Below are 14,503 nucleotides of genomic sequence, written 5' to 3'. Positions count from 1 at the left end.
CGAAGGAGGTATTATCCTATGAAGAAGTATATGTTCTGCTTTCTTTTATTTGCAGCCACTTCGCTTCTCTGCCTCGGAATCGGTTTTGTTATTACCAAGGACAGTGTACAGCCGGAGGAGGCCATACCCGGAGCGACTCTGGAGACGGAGACCGTGACGGAGGACCAGATCGTCATCAATCAGGAGAAGGTGTCGCCTGCGCCGGAGAAGGAAAAGGAGAAATTTTATCTCGTATCGGAAGACGGTTATCTGCTTGTCCTGTATCAGGATAAGACGACGATCTGCCTGTATACCCATATGCCGGTCACCGATTTCCCGGAGGAGGAGCGGGGCCGTCTTATGGATGGCATCTGGTTCTCCTCCATGATTGAGGTGTTTAACTATCTGGAGTCGTATACCAGCTAGAGCGTGTTCGACAGAATGGACCGGAGCACAGGACTCGTCAGGAAAAATAATGCTTGAATTGAATGGAGGATGCGGATACAATAGGGCTGGTGACAGTACGTCTGCCAAGTGCTCACAGCAAGGAGGAATCCATGAAGAGAAGAGTGATGATCATAGGCGGAGGCGCCTCCGGTATGACGGCTGCGATTGCGGCTGCCAGGGAGGGAGCCGACGCCGTAATTCTGGAACATACAAAGAGACCCGGGAAGAAGATCCTGTCTACCGGGAATGGGAAATGCAATTTAACAAACCTGGATATGAGAAAAGAAGCCTTCCGCGGGGAGAATCCCGGATTCGCATGGAAGGTGGTCGGGGAGGTGCCGGTAAAAGAGACACTTTCCTTTTTTGAGGATCTGGGTCTGGTGCTGACAGACCGGAACGGATACGTTTACCCCGCCACGGGGCAGGCGTCTTCTGTGCTGGATGCGCTGCGCTTCGAACTGGAACGCTTAAAGATTCCGGTTCTATGTGAATGTGATGTCTTAAGCGTGTCAAAGAAGCTGGAGCTGGCCACATCCCAGGGAGCCATGAAGGCGGATGCGGTCATACTCGCGGCAGGTTCCAAAGCGGCGCCGGCAACGGGATCGGATGGCAGCGGCTATAAGCTGGCGGAGAGTCTGGGGCACAGCGTGATAGAGCCGCTTCCGGCCCTGGTGCAGTTAAAATGCAGGGAGACATGGTATAAACAGTTTGCAGGAGTAAGGACAGAGGCTTCTGTGACACTGTATTCCGATGGGAAAGCGGTCGCTTCCGACCGGGGAGAACTGCAGTTTACGGATTATGGAATCTCCGGAATCCCTGTTTTTCAGATCAGCCGGTTTGCGGCGCGCGCCTTAAGTGATGGGAAGAAAGTGACTGTCCGGCAGGATCTTCTGCCGGCTATGGAAAAAAAGGAGCTCTTCCAATTCTTAACGAAACGGGTAAAACGGCTGGGATACCGGCCTGGGGAAGAATTTCTAAACGGCGTCCTGAATAAGAAGCTGCATCAGGTGCTTCTTAAGGAATCCGGGATATCGGCTGGCCGCCGGACCCGGGAGATCACGGAAAAGCAGCTGGGGGTTCTGACAGACCGGATCAAAGGGCTCGAAACCACCGTGACAGCGGTGAATCCCTTTGAGCAGGCGCAGATCTGCTGCGGCGGGGTCGATACGAGAGAGGTAAATCCGTGTACCATGGAATCAAAATTAGTCAGTCAGCTGTTTCTGGCGGGAGAAATTCTGGATGTGGACGGTATCTGCGGAGGTTATAACCTTCAGTGGGCGTGGTCATCGGGAATTCTGGCGGGCAGAAACGCAGGAAGAGGTCCTATATGATAAGAATCAGCCAGTTAAAACTGTCTGTAAACCACAGCGAGGAAGATTTAAAGAGGAAGGCGGCAAAGATGCTGAAGCTTCAGCCGGCGGATGTTCGCCGTGTAACGGTTGTGAAGCAGTCTGTGGATGCGAGAAAAAAGAGCAGTGAAGTGCTGTTCATCTATACAGTCGACGTAGAGGTAGCGAAGGAGGACAAGGTATTACATAGAGTGAACAGTCCGAACATTGCGAAGGCCGAGAAGAAGGAATATCAATTTCCGGAACCGGGAGCGGAGCGTTTAGAGCACCGCCCCGTCATCATAGGAAGCGGACCGGCCGGCCTTTTCTGTGCACTGATGCTGGCAAGAGCCGGCTTTGGCCCTATCGTATTCGAGCGGGGAGAGCGGGTGGAAGAGAGAAAACGGTCGGTGCTTCAGTTCTGGCAGGACGGTGAGCTGAAGAGCAACTCCAACGTACAGTTTGGAGAAGGGGGCGCGGGAACATTTTCCGATGGGAAACTCAACACGCTGGTGAAAGACCCGCTGATGCGGAACCGAAAAGTGCTGGAGGTGTTCGTGGAGTTCGGAGCTGATCCATCCATTCTTTATAAGAATAAGCCCCATATCGGAACCGATGTGCTTAGTGTGATCGTGAAAAATATGAGGGAAGAGATCATCCGCCTGGGAGGTACCTTTTACTTCCAGAGCTGCGTCACCGATTTTCGGATTAAGGACGGAGCGCTGAAGGGTATCACGGTAAACGGGACGGAAGAATTTGAGACGGATGTTACCGTTCTGGCCGTGGGACACAGCGCGCGTGATACCTTTGAGAGGCTGCTGGAGAGAAGCGTGCCCATAGAGAAGAAAGCGTTCGCCGTCGGACTGCGCATTCAGCATCCGCAGAGAGATATCAATGCCGCACAGTACGGCGCTGCAGAGATCGAGGCGCTGGGGGCGGCCGATTATAAGGTGACCCATCAGTGTGCCAATGGAAGGGGCGTATATTCTTTCTGCATGTGTCCGGGCGGCTACGTTGTCGATGCGTCCTCTGAACCTGGGCGTCTGGCTGTCAATGGCATGAGCTATCATGCGAGGGACGGCGTGAATGCGAACAGCGCGCTGATCGTCACCGTCACGCCGCAGGATTTTCCGGAAGACAGCCCTCTTGTGGGTATTGCCTACCAGCGGCGTCTGGAGGAAGCGGCCTACCGGTGCGGCGGAGGGAAAATTCCGGTGCAGCTGTACCGTGATTTTAAGAAGAAAAGGGCGACAACGGCTTTTGGAGATGTGGAGCCAGCCTTTGAAGGGCGGTACGCCATGGCTAATCTGCGGGAATTCTTTCCGGATACGCTGTCGGAATCGCTGATCGAGGGCGTAGAGGCGTTTAACGGGCGGATCGCAGGATTTTCCAGAGGCGACGCCATCCTGGCAGGCGTGGAGAGCAGAACCTCGTCCCCGGTGCGCATACCGAGGGATGAACGGTTTGAGAGCAGCATCAAAGGCATCTATCCCTGTGGGGAAGGCGCCGGCTACGCGGGCGGCATCACGTCCGCGGCCATGGATGGGATCAAGACGGCGGAGGCAGTCGCGGCACGCTTCTCAGTCCCAACGTAACAGTTCTGTCCTCGCTTCCGGCAGCCGGAAGCGAGGACAGAACTGTTACTTTCCAACCGCCGCACATTTGACGAATGGATAAAAATGTTGTAAGATATGAGACAAAAAGACTGAAGAACATGATTGGAGACACCATGAGAACTGAAGTGCGGGAAAAGCTGAAGGATAAACAGAGGATTGTCATAAAAATCGGTTCGTCTTCCCTGACCCATACGTATACGGGGGACTTGAACCTGATGAAGATCGAGAAGCTGGTGCGTGTCATCAGCGATTTGAAGGGGGAAGGGAAATCCGTGGTTCTGGTTTCGTCCGGAGCCATTGCGGTGGGGCGCCAGGCTCTTGGCCACCACACAAGGCCGGTTACCATCTCGGAGAAACAGGCGTTTGCGGCAGTAGGCCAGGCGCGCCTCATGATGGTGTATCAGAAGCTGTTTGCAGAGTACAATCAGGTGGCGGCGCAGGTCCTGCTGACGAAGGATACCATGATCAACGACAGCTCCCGCTATAACGCGCAGAATACCTTCGACGAGCTGCTGAAGCTGGGCGCCATACCGATTGTAAATGAGAACGATACGGTATCCACCTCAGAGATCCCTTACGTCGATAATTTCGGTGACAACGACCGGCTGTCCGCCATTGTAGCGGCTCTGATCGGCGCGGATTTACTGATTCTTTTGTCGGATATCGACGGCCTGTACTCTGACGATCCGAGACAGAATCCAAAGGCGCGTTTTATCAGCCAGGTGGATGAGATCACGCCGGAACTGATGGAGATGGGAAAGGCCACCTCGGGCAGCGATGTGGGCACCGGAGGCATGGCGGCGAAGCTGGCGGCGGCCAGGATTGCCACAGACAGCGGTTCCGATATGGTCATTGCAAACGGGGATGACGTGGAGGTCGTTTCACAGATCATGACGGGTGACAATAAGGGGACGCTTTTCCTGGCCCATCCCAACTTTGATTTCGATCTGATGCACTACATAAATAATGAATATTAGGAGGCACATCGATGCAGCAGGAAAAAATAGACAGAATCAACACGCTCTACCACAAGGCGCAGGCTGTAGGACTTTCTGATGAGGAGAAGGCCGAGCAGGCCGCCCTGAGAAAGGAATACATTGAAGCGATCCGCATGAGCTTAAGAGGAAACTTAAACAGCATTTCGGTTAAGGAAGAGGACGGAACCATTACGGATCTGGGGAAAAAGTATGGAAATGTCAAGCAAGAATGAAATCAGGGATTGGGTGAAGGAGAACCGGCAGGCTCTCACACAGAAACAGGAGATGGAGTGGAATGACGCCATCTGCAGGAAGATTTTAAGCCTCCGGTCAATCCGGCAGGCATTCTGTGTCTACTGCTACGTATCCTTCCGCCATGAAGCAGGAACTGAGAAGCTGATTCAGGGCCTGCTGGAGATGGGAAAATACGTGGCAGTACCGAAGGTAGAAGGAAAAAAACTGGTATTCTATGCAATTCAGGGAAAAAAAGATTTAGAGAGCGGCGTCATGGGGATCATGGAACCGAAATCCTGCTGTCTGCGCATCGGCGACGAATTCGCACCAGTCATCGTGCCGGGAATCGCATTTGACAGGGAAGGACACCGGATCGGCTACGGCGGCGGCTACTACGACCGCTTCTTCGACGAAGAGCCGGATCATCCCAGATTCGGAATCGCCTATCCCTTCCAGCTTTTCGATTCTCTGCCGGCAGAGGCCCATGACAAGGGAATGGATATGGTAATCACTCCATAAGTTTAGTTTAGAGGATAACAGGGAGGAACGCGATATGACACTAACTGAGATAGGAAAAAGAGCGAAGGAGACAGCCGGTGTTCTGGGAATTCTCAGCTCTGATAAGAAGAACGAAGGTTTAAGGGCCGCGGCGGCCGCTTTGCTTGAGGGTGAGGAAGATATTCTGACGGCTAATCAGGAGGATGTGATTCAGGCGACGATAAATGGCATGAGCGCCGGGATGATCGACCGTTTGGAACTGACGCCTTCCAGGATCGAGGCCATGGCTGACGGACTGATCAGCGTGGCCGTGTTAGAGGACCCGGTGGGGGAGGTGATCTCCATGAAGGCCAGGCCAAACGGACTCACCATCGGACAGAAACGCGTTCCCATGGGAGTGATCGGCATCATCTATGAGGCCAGACCTAATGTGACCGCAGACGCCTTCGGTCTCTGCTTCAAATCCGGAAACTGTGTGATCTTAAAGGGCGGAAGCGACGCTCTGGAGTCAAATAAGGCTATCGTCAAATGCCTCCGTGCAGGGCTTAAGAACGCGGGATTCCCGGAGGATAGTGTACAGCTTATCACCGATACCGACAGGGCAGTGACGAAGGAATTCATGCGCCTGCACGACTACGTGGATGTGCTGATTCCACGGGGCGGAGCTGGGCTGATCCGTTCCGTGGTGGAGAACAGTACGGTGCCTGTCATCGAGACGGGAACCGGAAACTGCCATATCTTCGTGGATGAGACTGCGGATTACAAGATGGCTCTGGACATCATCTTCAATGCAAAGACCCAGAGGATCGGCGTCTGCAACGCCTGTGAATCACTGGTCATACATAGAAATATCGCGGAAGAATTCCTGCCGCTGTTAAAGGCCAGGCTCGATGAAAAGCAGGTTGAGGTGCGGGCGGATGAAGAAGCCTGCCGTATCGTGCCTGCATTTGTCCCGGCTGCTGCGGAGGATTGGGGAACGGAGTATTTAGACTATATTCTGTCCCTGAAGCTGGTGGATTCCATAGACGAGGCTATCGCCCATATCAACCGCTATAATACGAAGCACTCCGAGGCTATCATCACGTCGGATTACGCCAATGCTCAGAAGTTTTTAAATGAGATCGATGCGGCTGCCGTTTACGTCAACGCTTCCACCAGATTTACGGATGGATTCGAGTTCGGTTTTGGCGCAGAGATCGGCATCAGCACCCAAAAGCTTCACGCGAGAGGCCCTATGGGGCTAAAGGAGCTTACCACGACAAAGTATATTATATACGGAAATGGTCAGGTCCGCCCATAAGAGCAGACCGTGCGGATAAAAAGTCAGAATCTAACCGAAGGAGTTATATGGTTTAATGAGTACACAAAATCTTGAAATCGGTATCTGCGATGATGATCCGGGGGATTTAGAGCGAATTCGGGATACCCTCTTTCAGTGTTTGGATGTTCTGGATGAAAAGGATGCAGCTGTACACCTTTTTACAAATGCAGAGGCGCTGTATCGTGAAAGCAGCCGGCTGGGATTTGGCCTGGTTTTTCTGGATGTGGAGATGCCCGGATGGAATGGCTTTGAACTCGCAGAGAGGCTGTGCCTGGAAAAAACAGGAACCAGTGTCGTATTCATCTCCAACCATGAGAGCCTGGTGTTTGATTCCTATGAATATACTCCGCTGTGGTTTGTCCGGAAGCGTTTTATGGAGCGGGATATGCTTCGGGCTCTCCGGAAATATCAGCATGCAGCAGTAAAGAAAAGGATTAATTACCGGCTGAAGGATGGATTTGGCTGCCGGGAGGTGCTGGTATTTGATATGATGTATATTGAATGCTGGGGCCACAGTCTAAAGTTTTGGATGGCAGATCAGAAACACTATAATGTCTACGGAAGTTTAAAACCAGTGGAGGAAGAGCTTTCAAAATATGGATTTATCCGGATTCATAAAAATTACCTGGTGAACAGACAGTACATAAATGAAGTGGGGAGCAGAACCGTGCAGCTGTGTGATGGGACAGAGTTAGACCTAAGCAGATCAAAACGCAGGGAACTTAAGGAAATTGTAAGCCGGCGTGAAGGGAGGTATGTATAAAATCACAGAATATCTTATAAACGGACTGTCGTCCATGATCGCGGTGGAATACATCAGCCACGGGTTCGAAAAAAAGCATAGAGGCAGTTTTGGCATTCTGCTGGCAATGGCGGGATGCCTGTTGTATTTTTTGACAGTTACCGCGTTAAATTGGATGAGCCAGTATGAAGGAGTACTGGGGCTGTGTTATGGAGTAGTGCTGTATCTTTATGGCAGGCTGGCGCTGTCAGGAAAAAGAACAGAGATGGCGGTACTCTGCCTGATCTGGGTGCTGATCGCGGCGGTCAGTGCATCGGTGATATTTGGCATACTTGGTATTATGACAGATAAAGGGATTGAGACGCTGCTGATGAGTGAGGGAGAGGAACGGATCTACAGTGCTTTTGCGGCAGGTGTGCTGAAGTTCTCGCTGGGGAGAATGGCGCTGGCCCTGTACCGGAAGAAGAGGGGGGCTTCGGCCCGCATGGAAGACGGGCTGATGGGCGTAATCTGCCTGTTGATATTTCTGTTGGTTATCGGCATGTTCTATATGCAGGCGGAAATGCTGTCCCGGAAGGAAAGTTATTACCTGTCACTTTGTTTGTCGGGAGGAATGGTCATGCTGGGGCTGCTGGCATGCAGCCTCTGCCGCCGTCTGGAAATGTACCGCAGAGAGAAATTGGAGACAGAGTATGAAAAGGCAAAACAGGATATCCAAAAGAAGCAGATCCATGAGCTGTACCGAATCGGAAGGGAAGCCAATCATATGAGACATGACATGAAGGTAAAGCTTCATGTGGTGTATCGTTTGCTGAAGGCAGGAAAGTATGAGGAAGCGGAGGAATGTATAGGAAAGCTGGGGGACGAATGGGGGGATTATCAGGAACTGCCGCAGGATACTGGGAATGAGGGGCTGAATGCGGCGCTGCTGAAGGCGATACAGGAATGCAGGGAACGGGGAGTAAGGTTTCACTATGTGATATTGGGGAAAATTGAGAAAATCGACAGTATGGATATGGGGAATCTGGTTTATAATCTTCTGATTAACGGAATTGAAGCGAGTGAGATGGGGGAAGGTGTGAGGGAAGTTGAGATTATCGTAAAAAGGGAACAGGAAGGAATCGCAATTGAAGTAGGCAACAATATCCGTGAATCGGTTATAAGCAGCAATCCATATTTAAAAAGCCATAAGAAAGAGAGTATGAGACACGGCTTTGGGATGGGCAGTATCCGTGAGATCGTGGAGAAATACCATGGGGAATATAGTTATTGGGAAGAGGATAACTGGTTTATGCAGAAAATATTCTTGTATAGCTGACATTTTATGCTGAATTCGGCCCGATAAAGTCGAAACGGTTGTTTTATATGCTTTTGCAGATATAATATACTTATCATCATTGGGAGGTTTACACGCCTCATAAGAAAAGTGATGGTGATTTTATACGGAAGGGGACATAAAAAGTATGGAAATAGTAGACAAAGAATCAGAACGAATTGCAGCGGAACAGACACCGGAAGGCAGGAAAAAGAAACTGATCAAACAAGTGGTGCTTGGGATTGCTGTTGTAGTGTTTTTGGCCTATGTTTACCTTGACAGCCACCACCCGGCTTTTATCGGCACACCGCATCCGGTAATTGTGGCTGGTTTTACCATCGAACCGGGTAAGACCACCGTACAGGAATTGTCATCTGCAGGATTTCAGCTTTCAGCTTACGATAAGAGAGGCACCGGAATCCGGATTTACAATTTGCTGGATGAACTGGATGCAAAAAGCTACTATATGAATATGGACTTAACCAAAGACGATAAAAAGTACGCCAAGATAGAGATTGTTAATGAATCTTCCTCGAGTAAGATGGCATTAGAGTGTAAGGTACGCTCTGTTATGGTATTTAATTCCGATACGGATGCCGAACAATCTTCGATCGATGGAGTTTCAGGAGCAGATATCAGCATTGATGCGCTGACGAAAGCTGCAGGAGAGCCGAAAAGCAGCCGTACAGATGATGGGGAAACTACCGTAATATGGAAAAAGGGATATTATTCCATGAAGTTCGTGATCAAAGAGGATGGGAGCGGATACCATTACGAGTCCCGTTATGAGAAAGATTGACGGCTGATATAGAAACGGAGGAGTATACATATGGGAACAAATTATGGGACATGGCTGGAAGCCGAGGATGCATGGGCCGAGGAGATTGATAAACGATTTAAAAAATCAATGGTGAAATGGATGATAGGGCTTCCTGTTGCCTGTGTTCTTGGCCTTTTTGCACTTGGATGGGTATCAAACGGAATATTGGAACAGGGAATCAGCAACATAAAATACGGAGCATTGGCTGGTGTGGTGGTATTTTTCCTGTGCCTCATGAGCTATTTTGGCTTTACCCCCGGAAAATCTTATAAAAAGTTCATTCGCCGCATGCTGGATAAGGAATTTCCCCAGGATAGTGAAAAAGAAGAATTTGCAGCTCAGATGCTGGGCCGGTATGGCAAAGACAGCCTCTGCCGTATTACAAAGAATGAGAACAGCCATAAAGAGGAAGTGATCCGGGTAACAAAGGATTTTGTTCTGAGAATTAATCCGTCTGCCAACCTTGTCCAGCTGGTTGATTTGAGAAAAGTAGAAAAGATTGAAACGGATGCCTATACGACGACTCAAAAAGTAGGCAATGCGAACGTGAGAAATCAAAACTATGAAATTGTCTTTCGGTATCGGACGGCGGATGTATCCGTGAAGGGCAGGAAAAAACGGCAGGAAGGAGTTTCTATGGTCTTTGATAAAAGGGGCATACGGGATCAGCTGCTGGAGGCGCTCCGTACAGTAACGGCGGAATAAGAAGACTTTTACCCCGCTGATTGCAGCAGGGCTTTTTGATAAAAATATCCGGGATTCTTAACTGAATCCCGGATATTTTTGGATCAGGCACTTTATTTTTTGTGTTTGCAATAGAATTTATTTATGCTATAATATTCAAGTCAAAACAGGGAATGCGGATAAATACATGATGAGAAAGAACATAGGCATTATAAAGGAGTTGATGATAAGACATTCTGAAAAAGGAAAGATGTATTTATATGACATTATAAATATAAAAAAAGAAGCGAGCACCCCGCTTGAGCCATAAAGCTGTACGGTAAAAAAACCACTTCTTTTTATTTTTATATACATAGAAAAGGAGAAAGTCAACAGAAATGTATAATGAAATTGATATAGATAAAATAGATATAAAATCAGAACCACCTGCGGAAGAACCAGCCCGTCAGTATTATTTCATGGCCAAATGCAGAGAGTGGGCAAAAGACTTTGAGAAGCAAAATGGACGCGCGCCCCAATCCTGTGTGGTTAATATGGGGTGTCAGATGAATGCCAGGGATTCGGAAAAGCTGGTCGGAATTTTGGAGGCATCCGGTTTTACAGAGACGGATACGGAGGAAGAAGCGGATTTTGTCCTCTATAATACGTGTACCGTCCGGGATAATGCAAATCAGCGTGTCTATGGCCGTCTTGGCTATTTAAAAAAAATGAAACAGAAGAATCCCAATATGATGATCGCTCTCTGCGGGTGTATGATGCAGGAGGAAACCGTGGTGGCAAAGATCAGGAAGAGCTACCGCTTTGTCGACATTATATTCGGAACCCATAATATTTTCAAACTGGCAGAACTGATTTCTGAACGCATGGATGAGAAAAAGATGGTGGTTGATATCTGGAAAGAGACCGACCGCATCGTGGAAGAACTTCCCACCGACCGGAAGTATCCGTTCAAGTCCGGCGTTAATATTATGTTTGGCTGCAATAATTTCTGCAGCTACTGTATCGTTCCTTACGTGCGCGGCCGTGAGAGAAGCCGGAACCCTCAGGATATTGTGGAAGAGATCAGACGCCTGGTTGCAGATGGCGTGGTCGAGGTCATGCTCCTGGGGCAGAATGTCAACTCCTATGGTAAGAATCTGGAGGAGTCCATGACATTTGCACAGCTGTTAAAAGAGGTGGAGGCCATCGATGGACTTCGGCGGATCCGTTTTATGACCTCTCATCCGAAGGACTTATCAGATGACTTAATCGAGGTCATGAAGAATTCCGGGAAGATCTGCCATCATCTCCATCTGCCGCTCCAGTCCGGAAGCAGCAGGGTCTTGAAGGCAATGAACCGGAGATACACGAAGGAACAGTATCTGGAACTGGTAGAAAAGATCAGGGCAGCGGTTCCCGATATCTCTCTGACCACGGATATTATCGTCGGCTTCCCGGGAGAGACGGAGGAGGATTTCCTGGAGACTATGGACGTGGTGAGAAAGGTCCGTTTTGACAGTGCATTTACGTTCATTTACTCGAAGCGCACAGGCACTCCGGCGGCGGCCATGGAAGAACAGATTCCGGAGGGTGTGGTGAAGGAACGGTTTGACCGCCTGCTCTCAGAGGTGCAGAAAATATCAGCCGAAGTGTGCGGACGAGACGCGCATACCGTTAAGGAAGTGCTGGTGGAGGAAAAAGACGACCATGTGGAAGGCTTCGTAACGGGCCGGCTCGATAACAATACCATCGTTCATTTTAAAGGGGATTCCGCGCTGATCGGACAGATGGTGGAAGTATATCTGGATGAGTCGAAGGGCTTTTATTATATGGGAACCATGAAATAGCAACGTAACAGTACGACAGAAGAAAAGAGGAAAAAACGTGGCCGGAATGTCACCAATGATGGTCCATTATTTGGAAACCAAGAAACAGTACCCGGACTGTATCCTGTTTTACAGGCTGGGAGATTTTTATGAGATGTTTTTTGAAGACGCACTGACCGTCTCCAAGGAACTGGAGATTACCCTGACAGGAAAAGAATGCGGGCTGGAGGAACGGGCGCCGATGTGCGGTATTCCTTACCATGCGCTTGAAAATTATCTGTACAGGCTGGTACAGAAGGGCTATAAAGTAGCGATCGCAGAGCAGATGGAGGACCCGAAGCAGGCCAAGGGGCTGGTTAAGAGAGAGGTCATCCGTGTCGTCACCCCCGGAACCATTACCAGCGCCCAGGCGCTGGATGAGACGAAGAACAACTACCTGATGGGCATCGTCTATATCGACCAGCGGTTCGGCATTGCCGTCTCTGATATCAGCACAGGCGATTTCCTGGTGACTGAGGTGGAGACAGAGCGGGAGCTGGCGGATGAGATCAACAAGTTCAGCCCCTCCGAGATTATCTGCAACGATGCGTTCTTTGTGTCCGGCGTGGACACAGAGGAGGTCAAGAACCGCTACCAGACCGTGATTGCCGCACTTGACAGCCATTTCTTTTCCGACGAGGGCTGCAGGAGGATCTTAAAGGAACACTTTAAAGTAGGCTCTCTGGACGGTCTGGGATTGCAGGATTACGATACGGGAGTGATCGCGGCGGGGGCCGTCATGGAGTACATGTACGAGACTCAGAAGAGCACGCTGTCCCATATTACGACCATCGTTCCCTATTCCACAGGGCAGTTCATGATTATCGACACCTCGACCAGAAGGAATCTGGAACTCCTGGAGACCATGAGGGAGAAGCAGAAGAGGGGAACCCTTCTATGGGTGCTGGATAAGACGAAGACGGCCATGGGCGCCAGGCTTTTGAGAACCTATATCGAACAGCCGCTGATCCACAGGGACGATATTATTGCCCGTCAGAATGCCATCGAAGAGCTGAACATGAATTACATTTCCAGGGAGGAAATCTGTGAATACTTAAATCCCATCTACGATCTGGAACGTCTGATTGGCCGCATCAGCTATAAGACGGCGAATCCCAGGGATTTAATCTCCTTCAGGAATTCTCTGGAAATGCTTCCTTACATAAAAGACCTTATGGGAGAATTCACGACTCCTCTGCTGAAAGAGCTCTGGGAAGAGCTGGATGCCTTAGAGGATGTCCACGATCTCGTCTCCCGCGCCATTGTGGAGGACCCGCCCATATCCCTGCGTGACGGCGGAATCATAAAGGACGGCTATCACGAGGAGACAGATAAGCTGCGCCATGCAAAGACGGAAGGAAAGACGTGGCTCGCCGAACTGGAATCGAGAGAGCGCGATAAGACCGGAATCAAGAACCTGAAGGTCAAGTACAACAAGGTATTTGGATATTACTTCGAAGTGACGAACTCCTTTAAAGGGATGGTTCCTGATTACTTTGTCCGCAAGCAGACGCTGGCCAACGCCGAGCGGTACACAACGGATGAACTGAAGGAGCTGGAGGACATGATCCTGGGAGCGGAGGACAAGCTCTATACCCTGGAATACGGCCTGTTCTGCGAGGTGAGAGACGCCATCGCCGCCGAGGTCCTGCGGATCCAGCAGACGGCCCGGGCGGTTGCGGGCATCGATGTGATGACTTCCCTTTCCGCCGTGGCTACGAAGAATAATTACGTGAAACCGCGCATTAATGAAAAAGGTGTGATCGACATCAAAAACGGCCGCCATCCGGTGGTGGAAAAGATGATGCGGGACGATTTATTCGTCGCCAACGATACGTATCTGGACAATACGAAGAACAGGCTCTCCATCATCACCGGCCCCAACATGGCCGGTAAATCGACGTATATGCGCCAGACGGCCTTAATCGTACTGATGGCTCAGCTGGGAAGTTTTGTGCCCGCGGATGACGCCAATATCGGCATCTGCGACAGAATCTTTACCCGTGTGGGCGCTTCCGATGATCTGGCATCTGGCCAGAGTACCTTCATGGTGGAGATGACCGAGGTCGCCAACATCCTGAGAAACGCCACGAAAAACAGCCTGATCGTTCTCGACGAGATCGGCCGGGGCACCAGTACCTTCGACGGCTTATCCATCGCCTGGGCGGTGGTGGAGCACATCAGCAACCCGAAGCTTTTAGGAGCCAAGACGCTGTTTGCCACCCATTACCATGAACTGACGGAGCTGGAAGGAACCATAAACGGCGTCAACAACTACTGCATCGCCGTAAAGGAACAGGGCGATGATATCGTATTTCTTCGAAAGATTGTGAAGGGCGGGGCGGATAAGAGCTACGGCGTTCAGGTCGCCAAGCTTGCCGGAGTTCCCGATTCCGTGATTGTACGGGCGAAGGAGCTTCTGGTGGAGTTAAGTGACGCGGATATCACGGCGAGGGCAAAGGAGATCGCGGAAGCGGGGACAGGAGCCGGTACGCAGAAGCATACCAGTGTTCCGCGGCCGGATGAAGTGGATTTGCAGCAGATGTCCCTGTTTGACACGGTAAAGGACGACGACATTGTCCGGGAACTGGGCGAACTGGAACTGGGAAATATGACGCCGATCGACGCCCTGAACACGCTGTACCGCCTTCAGACGAAACTTAAGAACCGCTGGCAGTAAGGCATAGATGCACGGCTG

13 protein-coding genes are annotated in these 14,503 nt (G+C 50.5%); all 13 read left to right on the top strand.

Going from position 1 to position 14,503, the window contains the following annotated elements; all coding sequences use genetic code 11:
• Window positions 1-18 precede the first annotated feature (18 nt).
• The 13 genes from M1L66_RS17135 (at window position 19) to mutS (ending at window position 14,485) form a co-directional block, all read left to right on the top strand.
• Window positions 19-405 (top strand): hypothetical protein, encoded by a 387-nt coding sequence (locus tag M1L66_RS17135; RefSeq protein ID WP_002603997.1) that lies wholly within the window; start codon window positions 19-21, stop codon window positions 403-405.
• Window positions 406-536: 131 nt separating this feature from the next.
• Window positions 537-1,757, top strand: coding sequence for an NAD(P)/FAD-dependent oxidoreductase (locus M1L66_RS17130; protein ID WP_187021986.1), 1,221 nt, complete (start codon window positions 537-539; stop codon window positions 1,755-1,757).
• Window positions 1,754-3,349, top strand: coding sequence for an NAD(P)/FAD-dependent oxidoreductase (locus tag M1L66_RS17125; RefSeq protein WP_434687278.1), 1,596 nt, complete (start codon window positions 1,754-1,756; stop codon window positions 3,347-3,349). Before M1L66_RS17130 ends, M1L66_RS17125 begins: the two co-directional genes overlap by 4 nt.
• Before the next feature lie 134 nt (window positions 3,350-3,483).
• Window positions 3,484-4,347: a glutamate 5-kinase gene (gene proB, locus M1L66_RS17120; RefSeq protein ID WP_055652815.1), complete on the top strand. Its 864-nt coding sequence runs from the start codon at window positions 3,484-3,486 to the stop codon at window positions 4,345-4,347.
• Between the two features lie 11 nt (window positions 4,348-4,358).
• Entirely contained in the window at window positions 4,359-4,580 is a 222-nt protein-coding gene (locus M1L66_RS17115; RefSeq protein WP_002604001.1) for a DUF896 domain-containing protein, read from the top strand.
• Window positions 4,558-5,100, top strand: a complete 543-nt coding sequence (locus tag M1L66_RS17110; protein WP_434687275.1) for a 5-formyltetrahydrofolate cyclo-ligase — start codon at window positions 4,558-4,560, stop codon at window positions 5,098-5,100. The genes M1L66_RS17115 and M1L66_RS17110 overlap by 23 nt, the downstream gene beginning before the upstream one ends.
• 34 nt (window positions 5,101-5,134) lie before the next feature.
• Complete coding sequence (locus M1L66_RS17105; RefSeq protein ID WP_187021989.1) at window positions 5,135-6,379, top strand: glutamate-5-semialdehyde dehydrogenase; 1,245 nt, start codon at window positions 5,135-5,137, stop codon at window positions 6,377-6,379.
• A 55-nt stretch (window positions 6,380-6,434) separates the two neighbouring features.
• Window positions 6,435-7,163 carry a LytR/AlgR family response regulator transcription factor gene (locus M1L66_RS17100; RefSeq protein WP_434687273.1) on the top strand — a complete coding sequence of 243 codons (729 nt, stop codon included), beginning with the start codon at window positions 6,435-6,437 and terminating at the stop codon, window positions 7,161-7,163.
• Window positions 7,156-8,460 (top strand): sensor histidine kinase, encoded by a 1,305-nt coding sequence (locus M1L66_RS17095; protein WP_187021991.1) that lies wholly within the window; start codon window positions 7,156-7,158, stop codon window positions 8,458-8,460. Before M1L66_RS17100 ends, M1L66_RS17095 begins: the two co-directional genes overlap by 8 nt.
• Before the next feature lie 145 nt (window positions 8,461-8,605).
• Window positions 8,606-9,256, top strand: coding sequence for a hypothetical protein (locus M1L66_RS17090; RefSeq protein ID WP_187021992.1), 651 nt, complete (start codon window positions 8,606-8,608; stop codon window positions 9,254-9,256).
• 30 nt (window positions 9,257-9,286) lie between these two features.
• Window positions 9,287-9,982 carry a hypothetical protein gene (locus M1L66_RS17085; protein ID WP_187021993.1) on the top strand — a complete coding sequence of 232 codons (696 nt, stop codon included), beginning with the start codon at window positions 9,287-9,289 and terminating at the stop codon, window positions 9,980-9,982.
• A 356-nt stretch (window positions 9,983-10,338) separates the two neighbouring features.
• Window positions 10,339-11,787, top strand: coding sequence for a tRNA (N6-isopentenyl adenosine(37)-C2)-methylthiotransferase MiaB (gene miaB, locus M1L66_RS17080; RefSeq protein WP_434687270.1), 1,449 nt, complete (start codon window positions 10,339-10,341; stop codon window positions 11,785-11,787).
• 46 nt (window positions 11,788-11,833) lie between these two features.
• Window positions 11,834-14,485, top strand: a complete 2,652-nt coding sequence (gene mutS / locus M1L66_RS17075) for a DNA mismatch repair protein MutS (protein WP_434694274.1) — start codon at window positions 11,834-11,836, stop codon at window positions 14,483-14,485.
• The last annotated feature ends 18 nt before the right edge of the window (window positions 14,486-14,503 follow it).

It is taken from the genome of Hungatella sp. SB206, assembly GCF_051132295.1.
In the GTDB taxonomy this organism is placed as follows: domain Bacteria; phylum Bacillota; class Clostridia; order Lachnospirales; family Lachnospiraceae; genus Hungatella; species Hungatella effluvii.
This window is presented reverse-complemented; position numbering and strand designations above follow the sequence as displayed.

Excerpts from the sequence above, each read along its gene's own strand:
- M1L66_RS17135 (WP_002603997.1), top strand. The coding sequence starts at position 19 with ATGAAGAAGTATATGTTCTGCTTTCTTTTATTTGCAGCCACTTCGCTT.
- proB (WP_055652815.1), top strand. The coding sequence starts at position 3,484 with ATGAGAACTGAAGTGCGGGAAAAGCTGAAGGATAAACAGAGGATTGTC.
- mutS (WP_434694274.1), top strand. The coding sequence starts at position 11,834 with ATGTCACCAATGATGGTCCATTATTTGGAAACCAAGAAACAGTACCCG.
- M1L66_RS17100 (WP_434687273.1), top strand. The coding sequence starts at position 6,435 with ATGAGTACACAAAATCTTGAAATCGGTATCTGCGATGATGATCCGGGG.
- M1L66_RS17090 (WP_187021992.1), top strand. The coding sequence starts at position 8,606 with ATGGAAATAGTAGACAAAGAATCAGAACGAATTGCAGCGGAACAGACA.
- M1L66_RS17110 (WP_434687275.1), top strand. The coding sequence starts at position 4,558 with ATGGAAATGTCAAGCAAGAATGAAATCAGGGATTGGGTGAAGGAGAAC.
- M1L66_RS17095 (WP_187021991.1), top strand. The coding sequence starts at position 7,156 with ATGTATAAAATCACAGAATATCTTATAAACGGACTGTCGTCCATGATC.
- M1L66_RS17115 (WP_002604001.1), top strand. The coding sequence starts at position 4,359 with ATGCAGCAGGAAAAAATAGACAGAATCAACACGCTCTACCACAAGGCG.
- M1L66_RS17130 (WP_187021986.1), top strand. The coding sequence starts at position 537 with ATGAAGAGAAGAGTGATGATCATAGGCGGAGGCGCCTCCGGTATGACG.
- M1L66_RS17125 (WP_434687278.1), top strand. The coding sequence starts at position 1,754 with ATGATAAGAATCAGCCAGTTAAAACTGTCTGTAAACCACAGCGAGGAA.
- M1L66_RS17085 (WP_187021993.1), top strand. The coding sequence starts at position 9,287 with ATGGGAACAAATTATGGGACATGGCTGGAAGCCGAGGATGCATGGGCC.
- miaB (WP_434687270.1), top strand. The coding sequence starts at position 10,339 with ATGTATAATGAAATTGATATAGATAAAATAGATATAAAATCAGAACCA.
- M1L66_RS17105 (WP_187021989.1), top strand. The coding sequence starts at position 5,135 with ATGACACTAACTGAGATAGGAAAAAGAGCGAAGGAGACAGCCGGTGTT.